Raw genomic sequence first — 23,618 nt, 5'->3', positions numbered from 1 at the left:
ATTCGCTAGCGTGAGTCACCAGTTATCCCCAGCCTCGAACGCGGAATCATCGGGTTTCCGGCCGATCTGCTCACAGGCGGTGGACAACATTGTGAACAATTCGCCTGGCGCCGTTTCGCGCTCCGGAGGGGGACCGGAGAATGCGTTCGATCGACGGCGCACAGCCGAGCGCGGCAGATTGCGGGGAGCAATGACGGAACAGCCCATTTCCGAGACGTGGGCGACGGTGCTCGAGCGACTCTCGCAGGACGACGCGATCACCCCCATGCTGCAGGGCTTCCTGAACCTCGTCGAGCCGAAGGGCATCGCCGCAGGCACCTTCTACCTTGAGGTGCCGAACGAGTTCACCGCCAGCATGCTCAACCAGCGGATGCGGGTGCCGCTGCTGGCCGCGATGTCGGAGCTCGACGTGCCGTCCCCGGTGACCTCCTTCTACGTCGTCGTGAACCCCGAGCTCGAAGAGGTCCGCCCGAGCGAGCCGCAGGGCCCGGGCGACGAGTACGCGGAACCGGTCGAGCTGCACGCCGCGCCGCCGGCCGTCTTCGAGAGCTCCCCGCAGGACCGTCCGCGCGACTCGCGACTGAATCCGAAGTACTCCTTCGACAGCTTCGTCATCGGCCAGTCGAACCGCTTCGCGCACGCCGCCGCCGTCGCGGTGGCCGAGGCGCCGGCCAAGGCCTACAACCCGCTCTTCATCTACGGCGACTCCGGTCTCGGCAAGACCCACCTCCTGCACGCCATCGGCCACTACGCGATGAGCCTCTATCCCGGCATCCGCGTGCGCTACGTCTCGAGCGAGGAGTTCACGAACGACTTCATCAACTCGATCGCGAACAACCGCGGCTCGCTGTTCCAGCAGCGCTACCGCAACATCGACATCCTGCTGATCGACGACATCCAGTTCCTGCAGGGCAAGGCGGAGACGCAGGAGGCGTTCTTCCACACCTTCAACACGCTGCACGACCACAACAAGCAGGTCGTGATCACGAGCGATGTGCCGCCGAAGCACCTGACGGGCTTCGAGGACCGGATGCGCAGCCGCTTCGAGTGGGGCCTCATCACCGATGTGCAGGCGCCCGACCTCGAGACGCGCATCGCGATCCTCCGCAAGAAGGCCCAGTCGGAGCGGCTGCAGGTGCCCGACGACATCCTCGAGTACATGGCCTCGAAGGTCTCGAGCAACATCCGCGAGCTCGAGGGCACGCTGATCCGCGTCACCGCGTTCGCGAGCCTCAACCGCACGCCGGTCGACATGCCGCTCGTGCAGACGGTGCTGAAGGACCTCATCACCGACGACTCCGACAACGTCATCGCACCGGTCGACATCATCACGGCGACGGCGGACTACTTCAAGCTCACCGTCGACGACCTCTACGGTTCGAGCCGCTCGCAGGCCGTCGCCACGGCGCGGCAGATCGCGATGTACCTCTGCCGCGAGCTGACGAGCCTGTCGCTGCCGAAGATCGGGCAGCTGTTCGGCAATCGCGACCACACCACGGTCATGTACGCGAACAAGAAGATCTCGGAGCTCATGAAGGAGCGCCGCTCGATCTACAACCAGGTCACCGAGCTCACCGCCCGTATCAAGCAGACCGCGCGCTACCGCTGAGTTCCGGCCGTCGCGGCGGGTTCGAGGGATGCCTCGGGGCGGCCGCAGGCCGCGTTCTGCGGGCCGTTCGGGGCGTTCCCCACAATTGTGGAAAGCCTGTGGATTGTTAACGAGCAACCGGCTCCCAGCTGTTGAGACGCGAGCTCGGCCTGTGCACAACCCGAATTCGTCCCAGTACACCGTTCAGCGTCCCCTCGGCGATTCCCACACGGTGTGCACAGATCGAATGGGCCCGGATCGGCATCACTCCGCGGATCTCCGAACACCATCCACAGTTTCCACAGCGGTTAACACCGTTAAGAGACTTAAGCCTTCAATGACGGGGATTCGACAACCTGACGGTGTGGATGCCTCGAAGGTCGCTCGATAGCATAGGAACCCGCGTCCACCGACGCGGGAGGGCACGGTCGTGCGGAGCACGCGCCATGACGACAGGAGAGCCGTGAAGTTCCAGGTCAACCGCGACGTCTTCAGCGAGGCCGTGTCGTTCGCGGTCAAGCTGCTCCCGCAGCGGACGACGCTGCCCATCCTCTCTGGCGTCCTGATCCAGGCGAACGAAGACGGGCTCGTCCTCTCCTCCTTCGATTACGAGGTCTCCAGCCAGACCGAGATCCAGGCCGACGTCGAGGAGCCGGGCACCGTGCTCGTCTCCGGCCGACTTCTCGCCGAGATCGCGGGCCGTCTGCCCAACGCCCCGGTGCGCATCGCCACCGAAGAGAACCGCATCCAGGTCAGCTGCGGCTCGGCGAGCTTCACGCTGCTCTCGATGCCGGTCGAGGAGTACCCCTCGATCCCCGAGATCGGCGACCAGTCCGGCGTCGTCCCGGCCGAGGAGTTCGCGGCCGCCGTCGCGCAGGTCGCCGTCGCCGCGTCCCGCGACGACGTCACCCCGGTCATCACGGGCGTGCAGCTCGAGGTCCGCGAGAACAGCCTCGGCCTCGTCGCCACCGACCGCTACCGCGTCGCCGTGCGCGAGATCGACTGGGACGGCGGCTCCGTCGCCACGGCCGAGGAGGCGCTCACCGCGCTCGTCCCGGCCCGCACCCTGCAGGAGGTCGGCAAGACCTTCGGCCACTCCGGCACGATCTCGGTCTCGATCACGAGCCGTGACGACCGTGAGCTCATCGCCTTCAGCGCCGACAAGAAGACCGTCACGAGCCTGCTCATCAAGGGCAACTTCCCGCCCGTGCGCCGGCTCTTCCCCGAGGTCGTCGACAACTACGCGGTGGTGAACACCGCCGAACTCATCGAGGCGACCCGCCGTGTCGCGCTCGTGCTCGAGCGCGAGGCGGCCCTCCGCTACTCGTTCACGCCCGACGGCCTCACCCTCGAGGCGATCGGCAGCGAGCAGGCCCAGGCCTCCGAGTCGATCGACGCCATCCTCACCGGCGACGAGACCGTCGTCTCGCTGAAGCCGCAGTTCCTGCTCGACGGGCTCGGCGCCGTGCACTCCGAGTTCGTCCGCGTCTCGTTCACGAAGACTGAGAACCCGAACAAGCCGGGCCCCGTGCTCATCACCAGCCAGACCTCGCGGGAGCAGGCGGGCAGCGACAGCTACCGCTACCTGCTGCAGCCGAACCTGCTGCTGCGCTGATCCCGCGCCGCTGTCGGCGGTCGCGGGTACCGTAGACGGAGGTCGAGCGAGAGGAGTGGTGCCGGTGCACGTCGCCCGCCTCTCCCTCACCGACTTCCGCAACTACGAGCGGGCCGAGCTCGAGCTCGGCCCGGGTGCCACCGTGCTCGTGGGCCGAAACGGCCAGGGCAAGACCAACCTCGTCGAGTCGATCGGCTACCTGGCCACGCTCGGCTCGCACCGGGTCTCCGGCGATCAGGCCCTCGTGCGGGCCGGGGCCGAGTCGGCCATCGTCCGGGCGCTGCTCGTGCACGGCGACCGCCAGCTCCTCCTCGAGCTGCAGCTCAACCGGCAGGGCGCGAACCGTGCGCAGCTCAACCGCTCGCCGGTCAAGACCCGCGAGCTTCCGCGCTATGCGCACACCGTGCTGTTCGCGCCCGAAGACCTCGCCATCGTGCGCGGCGAGCCCGGCGTCCGCCGGCGCATGCTCGACGAGCTGCTCGTGCAGCGCTCGCCCCGGCTCGCGGGCGTCATGGGCGACTACGACCGGGTGCTCCGCCAGCGCAACACCCTGCTCAAGAGCGCCCGCGCCAGAGGCCTCGGCGCCGACAAGCTCACCACGCTCGACATCTGGGACGAGCGGCTCGTCGCCCTCGGCGCCGAGCTCATCGACCAGCGGCTCGCGCTCGTCGCAGAGCTCGCCGATCCGCTCGCGGCCGCCTACCAGTCGATCGTCGACGCCGACCACGGGCCGTCGCTGCAGCCGGTGCTCTCCATCGACGGGGCGGTCGCCGAAGACGACGACGAGCCGCGCCCGGCACCGCGGGGCGACGGAGCGGATGCCTCGGGCGAGGCATCCGCCGACGGCTCCGCCGCGAGCGCGACGGGAGCCGCCGCCGTGCCGACGGCCGAGCGCTTCGCCGCCGCGCTCCGCGGGCTCCGCCGCAAGGAGCTCGAGCGCGGCGTGACGCTCGCCGGCCCGCACCGCGACGACGTGCTGCTGCTGCTCAACGGCCTGCCGGCCAAGGGCTACGCGAGCCACGGCGAGTCCTGGTCGTTCGCCCTCGCGCTGCGGCTCGCCGCCGCCGAGCTGCTGCGCCGCGACTCGGCCACCGGCGACCCGGTGCTCGTGCTCGACGACGTCTTCGCCGAACTCGACCGCCTGCGGCGGGAACGTCTGGCCGCGGCGATCGGCGGCTACGAGCAGGTGCTCGTCACCGCGGCGGTGCTCGAAGACGTGCCCGAGCCGCTCACCGCGACGATCGTGCACATCGACGCTGGCCGCATCGTCGATGCCCCGGCGCCCCCCGCCCATCCGGCCTCCGCGTCCGCGCCCGACGACGCCCCGGCCGCCGAAGAGGGGGCGACGGCATGAGCGACGCCTCCGAGGCCGTCCGGGTCTATCAGCATTTCCGCGAGATCTTCGGCGGCGAGCCGCGCTACCGCCCGGGCCGTGCGCGCCGCACGCGCGAGACGTCCGGCAGCGAGCCGTTCACCCCGGGTCGCGACCCGCGCCCGCTCGGAACGGCGATCGATCAGCTCTCCTCGCAGCTCGGCTGGAGCGGCCCGCTCTCGCAGGCCGACCTGCTCACCACGTGGCGCGACATCGCCGGCGAGGAGACGGCGCGGCACTCCGAGCCGATCGCCATCGAGGGCGGCACGCTGCAGGTCCGCTGCGATTCCACGGCCTGGGCCACCCAGCTGCGGCTGATGCGCCAGCAGCTGCTTGCGCGCATCGCCGAGGTTCACCCGGGGGCGGGGGTGGAATCGATCCGGTTTCAAGGGCCGGACGCCCCCACCTGGAAACGCGGCCCCAGATCGGTTCCAGGCCGCGGTCCGCGCGACACCTACGGTTGAGACGACAAATTCGGTCAACCTGCCCCGTTCATTGCCTCAGATCGGCGTTTCCGGCCTTTTGAGGCGGGCGGTTTGATAGGATCGAGAGTCGCCAGAACGACAGAGCGGAGCCTCGATTCACCCATGACAGCGGAACCGACGAAGGCCCAGGGCGCATCCGAATACGGCGCCGACGACATCCAGGTACTCGAGGGCCTCGAAGCGGTCCGCAAGCGTCCCGGCATGTACATCGGCTCGACGGGTCCGCGCGGCCTGCACCACCTCGTGTACGAGATCGTCGACAACTCCGTCGACGAGGCGCTCGCGGGCTATGCCACGGCGATCGACGTGACGATCCTCGAAGACGGTGCGGTCCGGGTCATCGACAACGGCCGAGGCATCCCCGTCGGCATGCACAAGACCGAGGGCAAGTCGACCGTCGAGGTCGTGCTCACCGTGCTGCACGCCGGCGGCAAGTTCGGAGGCGGCGGCTACGCCGTCTCGGGCGGTCTCCACGGCGTCGGCTCCTCCGTCGTGAACGCCCTGTCCACGCGACTCGAGGTCGAGGTGAAGCGCGAGGGCAACGTGTGGCGTCAGGCCTTCAACATCGGCGTCCCCGAGGCCCCGCTCTCGCAGGACGAGGCGAGCGACGAGACCGGCACCACGATCACGTTCTGGCCGAGCCCCGAGATCTTCGAGACGGTCGTCTTCGACTACGAGACGCTCCGCACCCGCTTCCAACAGATGGCCTTTCTCAACAAGGGCCTCAGCATCACGCTCACCGACCTGCGGCCGAACGGTGGCGTGCCGGTCGACCCCGCCGACGTCGAAGCGGACGCCGACCCCGAGGCCTTCGTGCCGCGCAGCGACACGTTCCTCTACGAGCGCGGCCTGAGCGATTACGTCGAGTACCTCAACAAGTCGAAGCGCGCCGAGCTCGTCAACGAGGAGATCATCTCCTTCGAGTCCGAGGACACCGAGCGCAAGATCGCGCTCGAGGTCGCGATGCAGTGGACGACGGCGTACACCGAGTCGGTGCACACCTACGCGAACACGATCAACACGCACGAGGGCGGCACGCACGAGGAGGGCTTCCGCGCGGCGCTGACGACGCTCGTCAACCGCTACGCGCGCGAGAAGGGCCTGCTCAAGGAGAAGGACGACAACCTCTCGGGCGACGACGTGCGCGAGGGCCTCACCGCGGTCATCTCGGTCAAGCTCTCCGAGCCGCAGTTCGAGGGCCAGACGAAGACGAAGCTCGGCAACACCGAGGCGAAGTCGTTCGTGCAGCGCATCGTCGGCGACCAGCTCGGCGACTGGTTCGAGCGCAACCCGAACCAGGCCCGCGACATCATCCGCAAGGCCATCCAGGCGGCGACCGCGCGGATCGCGGCGCGCAAGGCCCGCGAGGCGACGCGCCGCAAGGGCTTCCTCGAGACCAGCGGCATGCCCGGCAAGCTGAGCGACTGCACCTCGAAGGACCCGACGATCTCCGAGATCTTCCTCGTCGAGGGCGACTCGGCCGGCGGCTCGGCGAAGACCGGCCGCGACCCGGCGACGCAGGCCATCCTGCCGCTGCGCGGCAAGATCCTGAACGTCGAGAAGGCGCGCCTCGACCGCGCCCTCGGCAACGCCGAGATCCAGGCGATGATCACCGCCTTCGGCACGGGTATCGGCGAGGACTTCAACCCCGAGAAGGCCAGGTATCACAAGATCGTGCTCATGGCCGACGCCGACGTCGACGGCCAGCACATCACCACGCTGCTGCTCACCCTGCTGTTCCGCTTCATGCGGCCGCTCATCGAGATGGGCTACGTCTTCCTGGCGCAGCCGCCGCTGTACCGGCTGAAGTGGACGAACTCCGAGCACGAGTACGTGTACTCCGACCGGGAGCGCGACGCGCTGCTCGCCGCCGGCCAGGCCGCGGGCAAGCGCCTCCAGAAGGAGAACGGCGTCCAGCGCTACAAGGGTCTCGGCGAGATGAACCACCAGGAGTTGTGGGACACGACCATGAATCCCGAGACCCGCACGCTGCTGCAGGTCACGATGGAGGATGCCGCGGCCGCCGACGAGATCTTCTCGACGCTGATGGGCGACGACGTCGAGAGCCGTCGCTCCTTCATCCAGAAGAACGCGAAGGACGTCCGCTTCCTCGACATCTGAGCGCGCGCCGTGACCCGGCGCGCGATCCGCGAGCAGTTCGAATCGACGAGAAGACATGACTGACGAATTCAGCACCGAAGCCGCAGACGGCGAGCACAACCACGGCAAGATCGACCAGGTCGATCTGCAGCTGGAGATGCAGCGCTCGTACCTCGACTACGCGATGAGTGTGATCGTCGGGCGCGCGCTGCCCGACGTCCGCGACGGCCTGAAGCCGGTGCACCGCCGCGTGATCTACACGATGTACGACGGCGGCTACCGCCCCGACCGCGCGTTCTCGAAGTGCACGCGCGTCATCGGCGACGTCATGGGCCAGTTCCACCCGCACGGCGACAGCTCGGTGTACGACGCGCTCGTGCGCTTGGTGCAGCCGTGGTCGCTGCGCTACCCGCTCGCGCTCGGGCAGGGCAACTTCGGCTCGCCCGGCAACGACGGCGCGGCCGCGCACCGATACACCGAGACGAAGATGTCGCCGCTCGCCCTCGAGATGGTGCGCGACATCGAGGAAGAGACCGTCGACTTCCAGGACAACTACGACGGTCGCACCCAGGAGCCCACCGTGCTCCCGGCGCGCTTCCCGAACCTGCTCGTCAACGGCTCCGTCGGAATCGCGGTCGGCATGGCCACGAACATCCCGCCGCACAATCTGCGCGAGGTCTCCGAGGGTGCGCTCTGGGCGCTCGAGCACCCGGATGCCTCGCACGAGGAGCTGCAGCAGGCGCTCATGGAGCGCATCAAGGGGCCGGACTTCCCGACCGGCGCGCAGATCCTGGGCGTCAAGGGCATCCACGACGCCTACCGCACTGGCCGTGGCTCGATCACGATGCGCGCGGTCGTCAGCGTCGAGGAGATCCAGGGCCGCACCTGCCTCGTCGTCACCGAGCTGCCGTACCAGGTGAACCCCGACAACCTCGCGGTGAAGATCGCCGAGCTCGTCAAGGACGGCAAGCTCTCCGGCATCGCCGACATCCGCGACGAGACCTCCGGCCGAACGGGCCAGCGACTCGTGCTCGTGCTGAAGCGCGACGCCGTCGCCAAGGTCGTGCTGAACAACCTGTACAAGCACACCCAGCTGCAGGAGAACTTCGGCGCGAACATGCTCGCGATCGTCGACGGCGTGCCGCGCACGCTCTCGATCGACGGCTTCATCACGCACTGGATCGCGCACCAGATCGACGTCATCGTGCGTCGCACGAACTTCCGCCTGAAGAAGGCCGAGGCCGACGCGCACATCCAGCGCGGCTACGTGAAGGCCCTTGACGCGCTCGACGAGGTCATCGCGCTCATCCGCCGCTCGCCCGACGTCGACGAGGCCCGCACCGGCCTGATGAACCTGCTCGGGGTCGACCAGCTGCAGGCCGACGCCATCCTCACCATGCAGCTCCGCCGCCTCGCGGCCCTCGAGCGGCAGAAGATCATCGACCGCCTCGCGCAGCTCGAGCTCGAGATCGCCGAGTATCTCGCGATCCTCGCCGACGAGGGGCGCCAGCGCACCATCATCTCCGAGGAGCTCACCGAGATCGTCGCGAAGTTCGGCGACGACCGGCGCACGCACATCATGCCGGGTTTCGACGGCGACATGTCGGTGGAAGACCTGATCCCCGAAGAGGAGATGGTCGTCACCGTCACGCGCGGCGGCTACATCAAGCGCACCCGCAGCGACAACTACCGCTCGCAGCACCGCGGCGGCAAGGGCGTGAAGGGCGCGCAGTTGCGCGCCGACGACGTGGTCGACCACTTCTTCGTCACGACGACGCATCACTGGCTGCTGTTCTTCACGAACATGGGCCGCGTCTACCGGGCGAAGACCTACGAGATCCTCGAGGCCGGCCGCGACGCCAAGGGGCAGCACGTCGCGAACCTCCTCGAGATGCAGCCCGACGAGCAGATCGCCGAGATCGTCGACATCCGCGACTACCAGGTGGCCACCTACCTGGTGCTCGCCACCCGCGACGGCCTCGTCAAGAAGACCGAGCTCGCCGCGTACGACACCAACCGCTCGCGCGGCGTGATCGCGATCAACCTCCGCGAGGGCGACGAGCTCGTCTCCGCGATGCTCGCGAACGAGACCGACGAGATCCTGCTCGTCTCGCAGAAGGGCATGTCGCTCCGCTTCGAGGCGACCGACGAGGCGCTGCGTCCGATGGGCCGTGCCACCTCGGGCGTCAAGGGCATGTCGTTCCGCGACGGGGACGCGCTGCTCGCGGCATCCGTCGTCCCGTCCTCCGATGACGACGACGAGGCGGATGCCCCGGAGGATTCCGCGGGCCAGAAGCTCAGCCCGAGCGACGCGTACGTCTTCGTCGTCACCGAGGGCGGCTACGCGAAGCGCACCCGGATCGAGGAGTACCGCAAGCAGAACCGCGGCGGCCTCGGCATCAAGGTGGCCAAGCTCTCCGAGGACCGCGGCGATCTGGCCGGCGCCCTGATGGTCTCGCGGAACGACGAGGTCCTTGTGGTTCTTGCCAGTGGCAAGGTGGTACGCTCCCATGTCGCCGAAGTCCCGGCCAAGGGCCGGGATACGATGGGCGTCGTGTTCGCGAAGTTCGCGAACGACGACCGCATCATCGCGATTGCGAAGAATTCTGAGAGGAACCTCGACGAGGAAACCGAAGAGTCGGTGGAGTCGACGGACACCGAGTAACCGCCTGAGGGAGAATCACCACCGATGAGTAGCGTCGCCGAGAAGCTGGCCAAGAAGTCCGGCCGCAAGCGCCCGGCCAAGCAGGTGCGCCTGCGCCTGGTCTACATCGACTTCTGGTCGGCCGTGAAGCTGTCCTTCCTGATCGCGGTCTGCCTCGCGGTCGTGAACATCGTCGCGACGTTCCTCGTCTACACGGTGCTCAACTCGACCGGCATCTTCGGCAAGGTGAACGAGCTGGTGCAGGACGTCGCGGGCCAGGGCGGCGACCTCACGTCGATCCTCTCGCTCGGCAACGTCATGGGCTTCGCGATCGTGGTCTCGCTGCTGAACCTGGTCGTCACGACCGCGCTGGGCGCCATCATGGCGGTGCTCTACAACCTCAGCGTGAAGGTCACCGGCGGCATCCTGGTCGGCTTCACCAACAACTGATCGACGGTGCCGGCGTGGCGGAACCCGATTCGGAGTTTCGCCCACGGTCGGGTAGGCTGTCCTTCGGCCTTCACGGGCCGGCACCGATTCGGGGATATAGCTCAGGCGGTTAGAGCGCTTCGCTGATAACGAAGAGGTCCGAGGTTCAAGTCCTCGTATCCCCACTCCAAAACTCCACACTCACCGGCGGCGTGCCGCCGGTTCCGGGGCCTTAGCTCAGTTGGTAGAGCGCCTGCTTTGCAAGCAGGATGTCAGGAGTTCGATTCTCCTAGGCTCCACCAGTTCGGTCACCGGGGGGTTCCGCATGACCACACCGCAGGCGCTCAGCGAGGCCGACCGCAGGATCGTCGCATCCTGGGCCGCCGAGTGCGCCGAGCGGGTCCTGCCGCTCTTCGAGGCGGAGGCCGACGCCGACGATCGCGCGCGCGACGGCATCGACCGCGCGCGGGCGTTCGGCCGTGGCGAGCTCGACACCGCGGGGCAGATCCGGATCCGTTTCGTCGCCGGCCGGGCCGCCGGCTCGGCGAGGACCCCCGCCGCGGTGGCTGCCGCGCGAGCGGCCGGCCAGGCCGCGGGCGTCGCCCACATGGGCGCGCACGCGCTCGGCGCAGCAGCCTACGCGGCGAAGGCGGCGGCCCTCGCCGCGGGCGATCCGGAGTCCGCTCGGCGCGAGGAAGTGCAGTGGCAGCTCCAGCGGCTGACGCCCGAAGCGCGCGACGCCTTGGCGCGCCTCCCGCTGCTCGGCACGGATTCCGCCGGCCCGCTGGGACCGGGATTGCTCACGACCGGCGTACTCGCCACGACCATCCGCGAGATCCAGGCCGCGCTCGGCGCCTCTCGCCCGAGCTGAAAGCGGCCCTGGTCCTCACCCCGCTGCGTCGAGGCGTCGCGCCAGGCCCGCCCGCGAGCGCAGCCCTGTCTTCCGCAGGATCCGTGAGACGTGGGTCTCCACCGTTCGCGGACTGAGGTGGAGCGTGGCGGCGATGTCGCGGTTGCTGCGCCCTTCGGCGACGAGTTCGGCTACGGTGCGCTCGCGCGGGGTGAGCGCCGCGCCCTCCAGGGCGGCGGCTCGGCCGCCGCGTTCGGCCAGCGCAGCCGGGGTCGAAGGGCCGGGGGTCGACAGCTGCTGCACCCAATGCTCAGCGAAGCCGGCGTACAACGGCGCTGCGCCGCGACGGAAGCAGTCGGCCGCGCGGCTCGCATCCTCGCGGGCGTCCGCGTTCCGGCCGAGTGCGTGGAACAGCTGAGCGCGGAACAGCAGGCCATGACCGGTTTGAGAAGCGTGCCGCGCGCGCAACCCGACCGCGATCGCGGCCTCGGCGTGCTGGAGTGCGGTCGCGGGGTCGCCGGACGCCAGTGCGAGTTCGCCGAGACCGAGGTGCTTCTGTCCGCCGAAGAGGTCGTGCGGCCCCACCGCGAGCGGCGCGCGATCGACCTCGAGACCGAGTCGGATGGCCGCGCGCACGCTGAACAGCTCGACGATGCGGCGCCACCACGCGATCTGCGGGAGGCCCGCGTCCTGGAGCCGGCGGTAGCGGGAGCGCAGCTCTGCCGGGGAGACCCGTCCCGGCGCTGCCACGAGCGCCGCGGTCGCTGCGAGTGGGATCGCGTCCGGCCAGTTGTATCTGCGTCCGGCATCGATCGCGAGCTCGACGAGTTCTTCCGCCTCGGTGCAGCGATCGAGTGGAATGCAGATGAAGGCCAGCACGACGTAGAGGTGGGGGAGCGCGTGGAAACGACCGTGCCGCTCCGCGAGTCCGAGCGCGCGTTCGAGGAGCTCAGCACCCTCGTCGAAGTCGCCGAGGAAGTGCGCGCACCAGCCGAGCGCGGTCGCTGCGTCGATGACGGACAGCACCTCGTTCCCGGACAGCCGGGCGAAGCCGTGCTTGGCGCTCGCATACTCGCGCCGCGCGAGTTCGAGCTCGCCGCCGCGGAGATGGGCGAGTGCGCGCAGCGCGGACATCGCGGCCGCCAGCGGGGGATTGCGTGCGGGATCGAGCGCTTCGAGGCGGTCGCTCGAGCGGACGCTCGGGCTGCCGTCGTGCATCACCTCGAGCGTCGCGAGCTCGACGGCCACCTCTGGGGAGGACGCTGCGGGGCTCGCCCCCACGGCGAGCTCGACCGCCTCGTCGGGCCGTCCCTGGATGCGCAGGCACTGGATGAGCAGAGCCAGTGCGGCTCCGCTGGGCTCTTCGACCCGGTACGCCGAGCGGATCAGCCCCTCGGCCTCGGCGGGCCGCCCGTCGAGGAGCAGTGCGCGAGCGAGCAGCAGATCGCGTTCGCGCGACGGCACCGGTCGTGTTCGCTCGAGCAATCCGATGCAGCTCCGCGGTGACGTGGCCAGCACGATTCCGGCCGCTTGGACGATGACCGCGAGCTCCGCGCCGTCGAGCATCGGACCGAGGTGCTGGAGCTGTGAAGCCCGCTCGATCGCATCGCTCGCGTGCTGCGCCGCGCGTCGGTGCGCACGATGGCGGCTCGACGAGGACATGCCGCGGTACGCGGCGGCCTGGATGAGCGGATGCGCGACCCGCATCCGCTCGACGTCGATCAGCCCGCGCGCGGCGAGCCGATCCGCTGCACGCGCCCCGGCCTCCGCCGAGATGCCGGCGACGAGGTGCAGCGCACCGGGTGGCACGGTCTGGCGCAGCGACATGGCTCCCAGGAGCGCCCGGGCCTCCTCGTCGAGCGCCAGAAGCTCGCCCCGCAGGGCGTCGTCGAGGCTCGCTCCGACCGCCTCGACGGGATCGATCTGCATCGCCCCGCTCCGGTGGTGTCCTTCGGCGAGGAGACGGAGGAAGAGCGGGTTCCCCCCGCCGAGCGCGACGAGTCGGGCGTCGTCGACGCCCTGACTCGCGAGGAGGGCGCTGGCGTCCTCCGGGGCGAGCGGGGCGAGCACGATGCGGTGCATCGAGCTCCCGCTGCGACGCGCCGCGGCCGCGAGGGCACTTGGTGCGCGTCCGGTGCGGTGACTGATCAGCAGTCGCAGGCCGAGGGATGCGGGCTCCAGCAGGAGCTGCTCGATCAGCGCGGTCGAAGCGGCGTCGAGCCAGTGCGCGTCGTCGATCACGAGGAGGGCGGGGGAGGCCGTGAGGCCGGTCCGGACCGAGCGGAGCAGTGCGCGCGGCGAGCGTTGGGCCTGCAGGAGGGGGCCGAGCTCGGTGTCGAGGAGGGACTCGAGGATGCCGCGGACCCCGTCGAACGGGATGCCCGAGTCGAGTTCGTCGGCCCTGGCGAAGAGGACACGAGCCCCTCGCCAGGCTGCGAGGAACTCGTTGACGAGGGCGGATTTGCCGATGCCGATCGCGCCTTCGAGGAATACCAAACGGTGAGCGGGCCCGGGTGGCTCCGCGCCGAGGGCGGAGCGCAGACGCGCCAACTCTGCTGTTCTGCCAACGATCATCGGGTCCCCTCCGACACGGTTGGCGTCAGAGTATCTGGAATCCCGCACCCACCGGCTCACTCCAGAGGATGACATTCCGGATGTTGCGTGGTTCTACGGATGCGACCCGATCGGGGGCCGCCGTAGCGTGTGCCTGATTGTGTCCGCCCGAACCGTGAGGAACACGAAATGACCACGACCCGTCGACCACGATGGTCGCGATTGCTCGCCGCACTCACCGGTACGGTGCTCGCGGTGGGCGCGAGCGGCCTCGCCGTGGCGCTGCCCGCCCACGCCGCCCCCCAGGACGGCGTGTACACCGGCGAGAACAGCCACGGCTTCGACTTCTCGATCACCGTGAGCGGCGGCGCCGTGACCGATGTCGTCACGACGTCGTACGCCGCCTGCGGGGTTCCGCCGAGCAACACGGTGGTCCCGTTCAATGAGATCCCGGTCACGCCGATCGCGGCCGACGGCTCGTTCTCCGCGAACTGGACCTACCAGATCGACGCCGACTACTCCGCGGAGTACTGGCTCGGCGGCGTCTTCAACGACGACGGCACCGTCACGAGCGCCGGCTCGAACGCCGCGGACATGATCGGCGTCGGCCTGCTGTGCGAGGGCATGCAGTTCAGCTGGGATGCGGCGGTCGCGGGCGTCGCGCCGGAGATGGGCGTCACCCCGAACCCCGCGACGCTTTCCCAGGCGCAGGACCCGGCGGGCGCGCTGAACATCACGGGCTCCGGCTTCGTGCCGGGCTCGACCGTCGCGCTGACGGTCAACGGCGAGCAGGCCGCCGAACGCACGGCCGACGACCAGGGCGACGTCGCCGTGCAGCTCGCGTGGCTGAACGCCACGGTCGGGCAGCACACGCTGCGCCTCGTCAGCGGCTCGCGCTCGGCCGAGACCACGCTCACGATCGTCGAGGACCCGAGCTACTCGCCGACCGCTGCCGTCGACCCGGCCACGGTGACCGTCTCCGGGCTCGCGGGGGCGGGCGTCGCCGTGAGCGGAACGGACTTCCCGCCGTCGACGGCGGTGGAGCTGGCCTTCGACGGCGCGCCGGTCACCACGGTGACGAGCGGCGCGGACGGGTCCGTGGCGACGACGCTCGTGCGGGCCGGCGTGGCGCCGGGTGCGCACACGGTGAGGCTCACCGCCGGGCAGTGGTCGGCCGAGGCCACGCTGACCGTCGAAGCAGACCCGGTGCAGTACGACCCGGAGGCGAGCGCCTCGCCCGCGTCGCTGACGGTCGAGCAGCTCGGCTCTGACGGCGTGACCATCGAGGGCATCGGCTTCCCGCCGAACGAGCCGGTCGCGATCGCGGTCGACGGCGAGACCGTCGCGACGGTCTCGGTCGACGCGAACGGGGCGCTCACGCACGTGTTCGTCCGGGCCGATGTCGCGCCGGGGCCGCACACGGTCGTGCTGAGCAGCGGGCAGTGGAGCGCCGAGACCGGCTTCGAGGTGACCGAGGACCCGATCGTCTACGAGCCCGAGGCGTCCGTGTCGCCGGGGTCGGTCACGCAGAGCGGACTCGCCGGCACCGGGGTCGGGGTCACGGGGGCCGGATTCCCCGAGAACGCCGACGTGGAGCTGCGCTTCGACGGCGAGCTCGTCACCACCGTGCGGTCGGATGCGAACGGCGCGGTCGCGACCCAGCTCGTCCGGGCCGGCGCGCCGGTCGGCACCTCGACCGTGCTGCTCCGCAGTGGCCAGTGGGAGGCCTCGGCTCAGCTCGTCGTCACCGAGGACCCGGCGGTCCCTGCCGAGGTCGTGCTCACGCCGAACGAGCTCAGCAGCGGCGACCTCGAGGGCGGCGGCGTCGCCCTCGACGTCGATGGCCTGCCTGCAGGACTCCCGGTCCGGGTGCTGTTCGACGGCGACGAGGTCGGTGCCTTCACGAGCTCGCCGACAGGCGGGGGGTCGCTGCGGTTCAGCGTCGCGGACGTCGTTCCCGGCTCGTACCTCGTGCAGCTCGTCGAGGGTCCGGGCTTCGCTCCGGTCCTGCCGGTGCAGCCGTTCGCGCTGGTCGGCCCGCTCGCGGCCGGCGATGTGCTCGGCGAGGCGACCCTGACGGTCACGGCGGACCCCGGCCCCGGCGAGCCGACGCTCGAGCTCGCTCAGACGAGCATCGCGAGCGACGCCCTCGCCGGAGCGGGGGTGGCGCTGACCGCGAGCGGCTTCACCGCGGGCGAGGAGGTCTCGGTGTTCTTCGACGGTGAGGAGATCGGTACGGCGGTGCCCGACGGCGACGGTGTGGTGCGCTACACCCTTCGGGCGACCGGGGTCGATCCCGGCGAGTACGAGGTGACCGTGGGTCGCGGCGACCGGATCGCCAGCGCGACGCTCACCGTGACCGCGGCATCCGGGCCGGGCACGCCGGGCCCGGGAACGCCCGGACCGGGCACGCCCGCTCCGGGCCGGAGCCCGAACCCGGGCACGGGCGACGGGAGCAGCCTCGCCGACACCGGCGTCGACGGCGCCGCGATCGGGGGCCTGACGCTGCTCGCCATGGCGCTGCTCGCCGCCGGCGGCACGGTGTTCCTGCGCCGCCGTCTGGGCTGAGTCCCGGCATCCGACCGCCCCGGCGTCCGCGTGCAGTGCGGGCGCCGGGGCTTCGGCCCGTGCGGGTACAGTGACCGAATGGACATCCGCATCGCGGCGTATGGCGTCATCATCGACCAGGGGCGAATGCTGCTCTCGCACTGGAACGAGCACGGCCGCTCGGGGTGGACCCTCCCCGGTGGCGGCATCGAGGGGTCGGAGCATCCGCTCGAAGCGGCGGTCCGCGAGATCCGCGAGGAGACCGGCTACGACGCCGAGATCGATCGCCTGCTCGGCATCGACACGATGGTGATCCCGGCGGAGCGGCGGAATACGGGGCAGGCGCCGCTCTACGCGATGCGGGTCGTGTACCGCGCGCACGTCGTCGGCGGCGAGCTGCGCAACGAGGTGGGCGGGTCGAGCGACGAGGCGCGCTGGGTGCGGCTCGAGGAGATTCCGCGGCTGAAGCGGGTGAGCCTGCTCGACATCGGGCTGCGACTCAACGCCGAGGAGCCCGCCGACGGGCGTCAGCGCTGAGCGGTCCTCGCCCGGCAGCACGTCGCCGCCTCGGAGAAAAGGGAACGGCCCCGTCCGAGCGGACGGGGCCGTTGGATCGGCGCCGAGGCGGTGCACCCGGCGGGACGTACGGTGCTCACGGGGTCACCTGGCGGTGACGCTCAGTGCGATGCGGGCGAACTCCTCGTCACGGAGCGCCGTCGCGATGCGCTGCGCCTCGCGGTGGTGCGCCACCGCTCGGTGCGTGCGCCTCTCGTCGTGACGACGGCTCCATTCGAGGAGGGCGAGCCCGAGCCGTGCGGCCACGCGCTCGCGGAGCATGCGCGCACCGGTGCGCACGTCGCTCGCTCGGGATTCGGTGGTCCCGATGGTGGTGATGGTCGTGGGATTCACGATGGTTCCTTCGTTTCAGGATGGTCGGCGCCGAGGATGGTCGGAGCCGGGTCGACGCGCGCGGGCGCGCCGAGTCTCAGTCGCGACGGGTCCGGGCGGACCGGCGTCGCGCGGCCGCACCGGAGGTTCCGGAGCGGGGAGCCGCAGCGTACGGCGTCCGAGTCACCGACTCGGTGATGGGCGATGCGCCTCGATGGCGCGATGTACCCGTGGGGCTGGAGCCTTCAGGAGCGACGGGGCCAGTGCAGACTGGCGGCGCTCAGCCCGGGCTCAGCAGGCGGCGACGGAGGCCGCGAACGCTGCGCCGAGGAAGGTGTGGCCGGCGGGCGACTGGAAAGTCTGCTTCATCATCGGTCATCACTCCTCTCTGAAACTCGGCGGAAACGAACGGTCACGAACCTATCGGTGTTCGCGCCGCCCGCGCAAGTGCCTGGCCGAAATCGGATCCGAACGATGCGGAAACACCGATGGCCCCGCTGGATCAGCGGGGCCATCGCTCAATGGTGCGCGTCGGAAGGGACGCGGGGGATCAGGATGCCGCGGGGCTCTCGGGCTCGTCGTCGGCGACCCAGAGCTCGTCGTCGGCGCGGAACGTCTGCCAGACGGCGTACGCGACGCCGGCGGCGACGACCACGCCGGCGCCGATCGCGAGGATCGTGCCGACGCCCGGGCCCTTCTTCTGCTCGACGACCACGGCGCGCGGGTTGACGCGCTCGATCGCGCGGCGCACCCGGGTGTCGTTGGCGATGTCGCCGACCGAGAGCAGCGAGCCGAGGAAGCCGCCCACCGTGCGCTCGGCGGTGTCGCCGGCGCGCTTCGCGACGACGCGCGCGGTGTCGATCCCGGGCCGGACGTACGTCTGGTACCCGTCTCGAACCCGCGGGACGACCTCTTCGCGCGTCAGGTTGCCGAGCTGGCGGCTGGCCTCACGGGCGACGGAATTCGCGTGCTCCAGTACGGCCTGCTGGTTCCCCCACAGTTCTTCCGCACTCCCCCGCAGCCGCTTGAGTTCCTTCCGGCGCTTGCGTGACAGGCTCATGTCGACCTCCATCGTTGTGCAGCGAACTCCTCCATCTTGCCACCGAACCGCCTGGAAACGAGGTGGGAGTCGTCGGGGGTTGCCAGCGGATGCCGCTTCGTGCATGAGAGAATGGCCGACATGGCTGCTCTCCCCACCGCTGTTGCGACGATCACGACGAACCACGGCCCGATCGAGGTCGAGCTCTACGGCAACCACGCGCCGAAGACGGTGCGCAACTTCATCGGTCTCGCGACCGGTGAGCAGGAGTGGACCCACCCGGGCACCGGCCAGAAGCAGAGCGGTGTGCCGCTCTACGACGGCGTCGTGTTCCACCGCATCATCCCCGGCTTCATGATCCAGGGCGGCGACCCGCTCGGCCAGGGCATCGGCGGTCCCGGCTACCAGTTCGACGACGAGATCAACCCCGAGCTCGACTTCACCGAGCCCTACGTTCTCGCCATGGCCAACGCCGGCCCCGACCGCATCACCGGCGGCGGCACCAACGGCTCCCAGTTCTTCATCACCGTCGGGCCGACCACCTGGCTCCAGGGCAAGCACACCATCTTCGGCAAGGTGACCGACGCCGCCAGCCAGGCGGTGGTCGACAAGCTCGCCGCGGTGCCCACCGACGGCCGCGACAAGCCGCTCGAGGACGTGGTGATCGAGTCGATCGCCATCGAGCAGCGCTGACCCGCCCGAGAATCTCGAGCATCGGGTGAGCGAGGGCGCGCCGTCCCGCGAGGACTTCTGCTATCGGCATCCCGATCGGCGGAGCTACGTGCTGTGCCAGCGCTGCGGCCGCACCGTGTGCGGCGAGTGCCAGACCCCGGCACCCGTCGGAGTGATCTGCCCCGAGTGCATGCGTGAGCAGCGCGCACAGGCGCCGCGCACGAAACCGGCCGCCTTCACCCGCATGCGGAGCGCTGCGGGCCGCGGCGCTCCGGTGGTCACGTACTCGATCATCGGCGTGACGCTCGTCGTCTACCTGCTGCAGTTCCTCACCGGCTCGCTGCTCACGAACCTCTTCGCGTTCACCCCGCAGGCCTTCGTGCTGTCGATCGAGCCGTGGCGGGCGCTCACGAGTCTGCTGCTGCACGGCTCGATCCTGCACGTGCTGCTGAACATGTACACGCTGTGGCTGTTCGGCCAGCTGCTCGAGTCGATGCTTGGCCGCTGGCGCTTCCTCGCGCTGTACCTGATCGCGGGGCTCGCCGGCTCGATCGGCGTCGTCGTGTTCGCCGACCCGTTCACCTGGGTGCTCGGCGCATCCGGAGCGATCTTCGGCCTGATGGGCGCGTTCGTCGTGATCCAGCGACGGCTGGGCGGCAACCTCACCCAGCTCTACGTGCTGCTCGCCATCAACCTCGCGATCGGATTCCTGCCCGGCGCGAACATCTCCTGGCAGGCCCACCTCGGCGGCCTGATCGGCGGCGCCCTGGTCGGGCTCATCTACCTCGAGACGCGGGACCGTTCGCGCCGCGGACTCCAGATCGGCCTGCTCGCCGGACTCGTCGTCGCGCTCTTCGTGCTCGGCTTCCTCGTGGCCCGCTGGAAGATCGGCGCCTTCTGAGTTATCCACACCCTCTCCACAGTCTGGGGAGAATTACAGAGGTGTGATTCAGCGGGTGCCGCTCCAGAAGCCCGGATTCCCGGCAATCTCGCCGCGAGCTGGGTTATCCCCAGATTCCACAGGACTCTGTGGAGAATGGGGAGAACGCTGTGGAGAGCTGTGGAAAGCGGTTCGCTCGGCATGAGAAAGGGGCGGGTGCCGAAGCACCCGCCCCTCTCTCGTCGTCGGTTCGGCCGGCGTCAGCGCCAGCGGGTGGTCATGAGGAAGCCGATGAAGGCGATGCCGAATCCGATCAGGATGTTCCACGGACCCAGGTCGGCGATGGGCCAGGCCCCGCCGGAGACGTAGAACACGATGATCCAGGCCAGTCCGAGCAGCATGAAGCCGAACATGACGGGCTTGAACCAGACAGGGTTCGGGGCCTCTTCGCCGCTCGGCTGCTCCGCGTTCGCGGGCTTCGGGGATTTCGCACGTGCCATGCCCGAGATTCTAGCCGAGGCGGGGCGCGGAGCCCATCCCGGCGGCGAAGCGCACGGTTCCGGCACAGCCGGGCGGCAGTAGACTCACGGGTATGTCCGCGCCCGCGCCGGTTGAGGGTGGGCGACGCGCCTCGCGTCGCCCGGCGAGGCCGCGCCCACGGGTGAGCGTGGTCGGGGTCTTCGGCGAACTCCTCGTGACCGCGGGGGTGCTCATCCTGCTCTTCCTCGGTTGGCAGCTCTGGTGGAACGACGCGATCATGGCCGGGCAGCAGTCCGCCGCGGCATCCACCCAGTCGTCGAAGTGGATCGAGGAGGAGCGCGCGACCCGGGGCGACGCCCCGCCGCCGGATCCGGCCGACTACGGCGATCCCGTCGTCGACACGAGCGAGTACGGCAACGCCGAGCCGTTCGCGGTGATGTACGTGCCTCGGTTCAACAGCCCCGACACGGTGGACTCGGTGCGGACGATCGCGCAGGGCTACGGCCTCGACGTGCTGAACAGCTTCGACCTCGGCGTCGGGCACTACCCCGAGACGCAGATGCCCGGCGAGGTCGGCAACTTCGCGATCGCCGCGCACCGCAGCGCCTACGGCGGCGGCATGCACGAGATCGAGCAGCTCCAGCTGGGCGACGGCATATTCATCCAGACGAAGGACGGCTGGTACACCTACCGCTTCCGGGACTTCGAGTACGTCACCCCCGACACGGTCGACGTCCTCGCCCCGGTGCCGCACCGCCCGGACCTGCAGGCGACCGACCGGATCGTCACCCTCACGACCTGCAACCCGCTCTACTCCACCGCCGAGCGCCTGATCGCCTACGGGGTGCTCGAGTCGTGGCAGCCGCTGTCCGCCGGGCCGCCAGCCGAGATCGCGGCAGACGTCGCACGATGGGAGCAGTGACGTGTACGGAGCCCTCTGGCGCATTCTGCCCGGTCCGTGGTGGCTGCGGCTGCTGATCATGCTCGTGCTGGCCGCAGCGGCCGTCTATGCCCTCTTCACCTGGGTGTTCCCCTGGGTCGACCACATCCTGAACCCGATCAACGTCACGGTGGAGTAAATGTTCCGCGTCCTCGTCATCGACAACTACGACAGCTTCGTCTACACGCTCAACGGCTACCTGCAGGAGCTCGGCGCCGAGACCGAGGTCATCCGCAACGACGACATCGCGGTCGCCGACGTGCCGGCGCGCCTCGCGGAGTTCGACGCCGTGCTCGTCTCGCCCGGCCCGGGCAAGCCCGCCGATGCCGGCATCTCCATCCCGGCGGTCGAGGCGGCGCTCGCGAGCGGGCAGCCGCTGCTCGGCGTGTGCCTCGGGCACCAGGCGATCGCGGAGGCCTTCGGCGGCGTGGTGACCAACGCCGAAGAGCTGATGCACGGTAAGACCTCGAACGTGCGCCACGACGACGGCGACTTCTACGCGGGTGTCCCGCAGCCGTTCACCGCGACCCGGTACCACTCGCTCGCGGTCGTCGACGGCACCCTGCCCCCCGAGCTCGTCGTCACGAGCCGGACCGAGGGAGGCGTCATCATGGGGCTGCGCCACGAGCGGGCACCCATCTACGGGGTGCAGTTCCACCCGGAGTCGGTGCTCACCGAGGGCGGGTACCGCATGCTCGGCAACTGGCTCGCGGCCGCAGGGCTTCCCGAAGCGCGCGAGCGCGCCGCCGGCCTGAACCCGCTCCTCAAGTAGGGGCTCAGCCCGCGCAGTAGCGCGGCCCGCGAGGGGCTCAGCCCGCGCAGTAGCTCAGCTCGACCTCGGACTTCTGCGGGACCTCGCCGGGCGGCAGCGACTGCCGGGTGACCGGCGAACCGGGCTGCGAGGCGCACTCCGGATCGGGCACGGGCACCGGGACGAGCTGCAGGTTCTGCGACTGCAGGAACGAGCTCGCCGCCGCGAGGGACTGGCCGGTCAGATCGGTGAGCGTGACCCGGCCGTTCGAGATCTTGAAGTTCACGGTCGACCCGATCTCGACCGAGGTGCCGGCGGCGGGGTCGCTGCCGAGCACGGTGTTCTCGGCCACGGTGGGGGAGTTCTCGCGCGTCTCGCTGCCGGGGACGAGGCCGGCATCGGTGATGGCCTGCTTCGCCTGGTCGAGCGTCAGGTTCGCGAGATCCGGCACGGCGACGGCCTCGCGCCCGCTGGACACGAAGACGGTGATGGTCGTGCCGCTCGAGACGGTCTCGCCGGCCGGGGGATCGGTGTCGATCACCTGGCCCGCCGGGATCGACGGGTCGGTCTGGTCGACCCTGGTGGCCGGCAGGTTGAGGTCCTGCAACTGATCGACGGCCTGCTCGTACGTCTGCCCCGTGAGGTCGGGGACCCGCGCGACGTCGGACGGCAGCTCGGTCGTGGGCTGCAGGTTCAGCGCCCAGTACATGACCGCGATGACGATCACCACGACCGCGACGATGCCCGACCAGATCCAGACGGCCGGCGGGCGACGCTGGGTGCGCGTCATCGTCTCGTCCTCGGTGAGCTGCCGCAGGGCGAGCTCGGAGCTGGAGAGCGAGCCGGTGGGCGCGTCGAACAGCAGTGCCGCGCCTTCGGGCTCGCGGTGCACGGGAACGCGGCCGGACGCCGCCGTCTCGACATCCGCCCGGAACTCCGCCGCCGTCTGGTAGCGGTCGTCACGGCTCTTCGCGAGCGCGTGCAGCACGACGGCGTCGAGCGCCGGCGAGACCTTCGGGTTGATGACGCTCGGCTTGACCGGGCGCTCGCTGACGTGCTGGTAGGCCACTGCGACCGGGGTGTCGCCGCGGAACGGCGGCCGCCCGGTCAGCATCTCGAAGAGGACGACGCCCATCGAGTACAGGTCGGTGCGGGCGTCGACGGTCTCGCCCTTGGCCTGCTCCGGCGAGAAGTACGCCGCGGTGCCGAGGATCGCCGTGGTCTGCGCGACCGTCGTCGACGAGTCGGACACGGCCCGGGCGATGCCGAAGTCCATGACCTTCACCTGGCCGGCGGTGGTGATCATGATGTTGCCTGGCTTGATGTCGCGGTGCACGACGCCGGCGCGGTGCGAATACTCGAGGGCGGTCAGGACGCCTTCGGCGATCCGTACGGCCGCCTGCGGTTCGAGGGGGCCGTCGCTGATGACGTCCTTCAGCAGCCGGCCCTCGACGAACTCCATCACGATGAACGGCAGCTGCACCTCGTGGCCGGAGGGGTCGACCACGGTCTCCTCGCCCGCGTCGAAGACGCGCACGATGGTCGGGTGCGCCATCCGCGCCGCCGACTGGGCCTCCTGCCGGAATCGCATCCGGAAGGCCGGGTCGGTCGCCAGCTGCGGCTTCAGCAGCTTGATGGCGACCTGCCGTCCGAGCCGGGTGTCGGTGCCGACGTGCACATCGGCCATGCCGCCGCGCCCGATGAGCGCGCCCACGCGGTAGCGACCCGCGAGAATGCGTCCTTCATCGTTCACGTCGTGCAGTCCTTTCCATCGGCTCCGGCTCG

At 69.9% G+C, this 23,618-nt stretch carries 20 protein-coding genes and 2 tRNA genes; 17 read left to right on the top strand and 5 right to left on the bottom strand.

What is annotated here, in order from left to right; all coding sequences use genetic code 11:
• Positions 1–190: 190 nt before the first annotated feature.
• The 10 genes from dnaA to QSJ60_RS01725 all read left to right on the top strand — a co-directional run bounded on the left by dnaA (position 191) and on the right by QSJ60_RS01725 (position 11,104).
• Positions 191–1,609 (top strand): chromosomal replication initiator protein DnaA, encoded by a 1,419-nt coding sequence (gene dnaA, locus QSJ60_RS01770; RefSeq protein WP_189083972.1) that lies wholly within the window; start codon positions 191–193, stop codon positions 1,607–1,609.
• Positions 1,610–2,051: 442 nt separating this feature from the next.
• On the top strand, positions 2,052–3,203 hold the full coding sequence (gene dnaN, locus QSJ60_RS01765; protein ID WP_189083971.1) for a DNA polymerase III subunit beta: 1,152 nt from the start codon (positions 2,052–2,054) through the stop codon (positions 3,201–3,203).
• 64 nt (positions 3,204–3,267) lie between these two features.
• Positions 3,268–4,557: a DNA replication/repair protein RecF gene (gene recF / locus QSJ60_RS01760; protein WP_285462296.1), complete on the top strand. Its 1,290-nt coding sequence runs from the start codon at positions 3,268–3,270 to the stop codon at positions 4,555–4,557.
• Positions 4,554–5,039, top strand: coding sequence for a DciA family protein (locus QSJ60_RS01755; RefSeq protein WP_189083969.1), 486 nt, complete (start codon positions 4,554–4,556; stop codon positions 5,037–5,039). Before recF ends, QSJ60_RS01755 begins: the two co-directional genes overlap by 4 nt.
• A 123-nt stretch (positions 5,040–5,162) precedes the next feature.
• On the top strand, positions 5,163–7,181 hold the full coding sequence (gene gyrB, locus QSJ60_RS01750) for a DNA topoisomerase (ATP-hydrolyzing) subunit B (RefSeq protein ID WP_189083968.1): 2,019 nt from the start codon (positions 5,163–5,165) through the stop codon (positions 7,179–7,181).
• Between the two features lie 55 nt (positions 7,182–7,236).
• Positions 7,237–9,825 carry a DNA gyrase subunit A gene (gene gyrA, locus QSJ60_RS01745; protein WP_189083967.1) on the top strand — a complete coding sequence of 863 codons (2,589 nt, stop codon included), beginning with the start codon at positions 7,237–7,239 and terminating at the stop codon, positions 9,823–9,825.
• 24 nt (positions 9,826–9,849) lie between these two features.
• Positions 9,850–10,254: a DUF3566 domain-containing protein gene (locus tag QSJ60_RS01740; protein WP_285462295.1), complete on the top strand. Its 405-nt coding sequence runs from the start codon at positions 9,850–9,852 to the stop codon at positions 10,252–10,254.
• A gap of 90 nt (positions 10,255–10,344) precedes the next feature.
• Positions 10,345–10,418: transfer RNA gene (locus tag QSJ60_RS01735), tRNA-Ile, on the top strand.
• Between the two features lie 41 nt (positions 10,419–10,459).
• Positions 10,460–10,535: transfer RNA gene (locus QSJ60_RS01730), tRNA-Ala, on the top strand.
• Between the two features lie 23 nt (positions 10,536–10,558).
• Positions 10,559–11,104: a putative immunity protein gene (locus QSJ60_RS01725; protein ID WP_285462294.1), complete on the top strand. Its 546-nt coding sequence runs from the start codon at positions 10,559–10,561 to the stop codon at positions 11,102–11,104.
• A 15-nt stretch (positions 11,105–11,119) separates the two neighbouring features.
• Here QSJ60_RS01725 and QSJ60_RS01720 read toward each other — a convergent pair whose 3' ends face one another.
• A complete protein-coding gene (locus QSJ60_RS01720; protein ID WP_285462293.1) occupies positions 11,120–13,657 on the bottom strand; it encodes a helix-turn-helix transcriptional regulator in 2,538 nt (845 codons plus the stop codon).
• A 168-nt stretch (positions 13,658–13,825) separates the two neighbouring features.
• Between QSJ60_RS01720 and QSJ60_RS01715 the strand changes: the two genes are divergently transcribed.
• Positions 13,826–16,204, top strand: coding sequence for a hypothetical protein (locus QSJ60_RS01715; protein WP_285462292.1), 2,379 nt, complete (start codon positions 13,826–13,828; stop codon positions 16,202–16,204).
• A gap of 78 nt (positions 16,205–16,282) precedes the next feature.
• Entirely contained in the window at positions 16,283–16,720 is a 438-nt protein-coding gene (locus tag QSJ60_RS01710) for an NUDIX hydrolase (RefSeq protein ID WP_189083962.1), read from the top strand.
• Positions 16,721–16,843: 123 nt separating this feature from the next.
• Here QSJ60_RS01710 and QSJ60_RS01705 read toward each other — a convergent pair whose 3' ends face one another.
• Entirely contained in the window at positions 16,844–17,092 is a 249-nt protein-coding gene (locus QSJ60_RS01705; protein WP_189083961.1) for a hypothetical protein, read from the bottom strand.
• A gap of 529 nt (positions 17,093–17,621) precedes the next feature.
• The gene (locus QSJ60_RS01700; protein WP_189083960.1) at positions 17,622–18,131 is read right to left on the bottom strand and encodes a DNA helicase; all 510 of its coding nucleotides are present in this window, start codon (positions 18,129–18,131) and stop codon (positions 17,622–17,624) included.
• 120 nt (positions 18,132–18,251) lie between these two features.
• Here QSJ60_RS01700 and QSJ60_RS01695 point away from each other — a divergent pair, with 120 nt between their 5' ends.
• Together QSJ60_RS01695 and QSJ60_RS01690 are read left to right on the top strand one after the other, a co-directional pair.
• Positions 18,252–18,803 carry a peptidylprolyl isomerase gene (locus tag QSJ60_RS01695; protein WP_189083959.1) on the top strand — a complete coding sequence of 184 codons (552 nt, stop codon included), beginning with the start codon at positions 18,252–18,254 and terminating at the stop codon, positions 18,801–18,803.
• A gap of 25 nt (positions 18,804–18,828) precedes the next feature.
• A complete protein-coding gene (locus tag QSJ60_RS01690; RefSeq protein WP_189083958.1) occupies positions 18,829–19,683 on the top strand; it encodes a rhomboid family intramembrane serine protease in 855 nt (284 codons plus the stop codon).
• A gap of 239 nt (positions 19,684–19,922) precedes the next feature.
• On the opposite strand, the gene QSJ60_RS01685 is transcribed toward QSJ60_RS01690, so the two are convergent.
• A complete protein-coding gene (locus QSJ60_RS01685; protein ID WP_189083957.1) occupies positions 19,923–20,162 on the bottom strand; it encodes a cell division protein CrgA in 240 nt (79 codons plus the stop codon).
• 161 nt (positions 20,163–20,323) lie between these two features.
• Here QSJ60_RS01685 and QSJ60_RS01680 point away from each other — a divergent pair, with 161 nt between their 5' ends.
• From QSJ60_RS01680 to QSJ60_RS01670, 3 genes are read left to right on the top strand one after another with little or no spacing between them, the layout of a single operon-like run.
• Positions 20,324–21,064 carry a class E sortase gene (locus QSJ60_RS01680; RefSeq protein ID WP_230765137.1) on the top strand — a complete coding sequence of 247 codons (741 nt, stop codon included), beginning with the start codon at positions 20,324–20,326 and terminating at the stop codon, positions 21,062–21,064.
• Position 21,065: 1 nt separating this feature from the next.
• Entirely contained in the window at positions 21,066–21,221 is a 156-nt protein-coding gene (locus QSJ60_RS01675) for a hypothetical protein (RefSeq protein WP_189083956.1), read from the top strand.
• Positions 21,222–21,854 carry an anthranilate synthase component II gene (locus QSJ60_RS01670; RefSeq protein ID WP_285462291.1) on the top strand — a complete coding sequence of 211 codons (633 nt, stop codon included), beginning with the start codon at positions 21,222–21,224 and terminating at the stop codon, positions 21,852–21,854. It begins immediately after the preceding gene.
• Between the two features lie 37 nt (positions 21,855–21,891).
• Here the strand turns inward: QSJ60_RS01670 and pknB are convergent, their stop codons facing one another.
• The gene (gene pknB / locus QSJ60_RS01665; RefSeq protein ID WP_230765132.1) at positions 21,892–23,586 is read right to left on the bottom strand and encodes a Stk1 family PASTA domain-containing Ser/Thr kinase; all 1,695 of its coding nucleotides are present in this window, start codon (positions 23,584–23,586) and stop codon (positions 21,892–21,894) included.
• Between the last annotated feature and the right edge of the window lie 32 nt (positions 23,587–23,618).

It is taken from the genome of Agromyces sp. NBRC 114283, assembly GCF_030268405.1.
Classification (GTDB): domain Bacteria; phylum Actinomycetota; class Actinomycetes; order Actinomycetales; family Microbacteriaceae; genus Agromyces; species Agromyces mediolanus.
This window is presented reverse-complemented; position numbering and strand designations above follow the sequence as displayed.

Coding starts and splice junctions, on each gene's coding strand:
- QSJ60_RS01715 (WP_285462292.1), top strand. CDS start 13,826: ATGACCACGACCCGTCGACCACGATGGTCGCGATTGCTCGCCGCACTC.
- QSJ60_RS01670 (WP_285462291.1), top strand. CDS start 21,222: ATGTTCCGCGTCCTCGTCATCGACAACTACGACAGCTTCGTCTACACG.
- QSJ60_RS01725 (WP_285462294.1), top strand. CDS start 10,559: ATGACCACACCGCAGGCGCTCAGCGAGGCCGACCGCAGGATCGTCGCA.
- gyrB (WP_189083968.1), top strand. CDS start 5,163: ATGACAGCGGAACCGACGAAGGCCCAGGGCGCATCCGAATACGGCGCC.
- gyrA (WP_189083967.1), top strand. CDS start 7,237: ATGACTGACGAATTCAGCACCGAAGCCGCAGACGGCGAGCACAACCAC.
- QSJ60_RS01720 (WP_285462293.1), bottom strand. CDS start 13,657: ATGATCGTTGGCAGAACAGCAGAGTTGGCGCGTCTGCGCTCCGCCCTC.
- QSJ60_RS01740 (WP_285462295.1), top strand. CDS start 9,850: ATGAGTAGCGTCGCCGAGAAGCTGGCCAAGAAGTCCGGCCGCAAGCGC.
- QSJ60_RS01685 (WP_189083957.1), bottom strand. CDS start 20,162: ATGGCACGTGCGAAATCCCCGAAGCCCGCGAACGCGGAGCAGCCGAGC.
- QSJ60_RS01710 (WP_189083962.1), top strand. CDS start 16,283: ATGGACATCCGCATCGCGGCGTATGGCGTCATCATCGACCAGGGGCGA.
- QSJ60_RS01695 (WP_189083959.1), top strand. CDS start 18,252: ATGGCTGCTCTCCCCACCGCTGTTGCGACGATCACGACGAACCACGGC.
- QSJ60_RS01700 (WP_189083960.1), bottom strand. CDS start 18,131: ATGAGCCTGTCACGCAAGCGCCGGAAGGAACTCAAGCGGCTGCGGGGG.
- dnaA (WP_189083972.1), top strand. CDS start 191: ATGACGGAACAGCCCATTTCCGAGACGTGGGCGACGGTGCTCGAGCGA.
- QSJ60_RS01755 (WP_189083969.1), top strand. CDS start 4,554: ATGAGCGACGCCTCCGAGGCCGTCCGGGTCTATCAGCATTTCCGCGAG.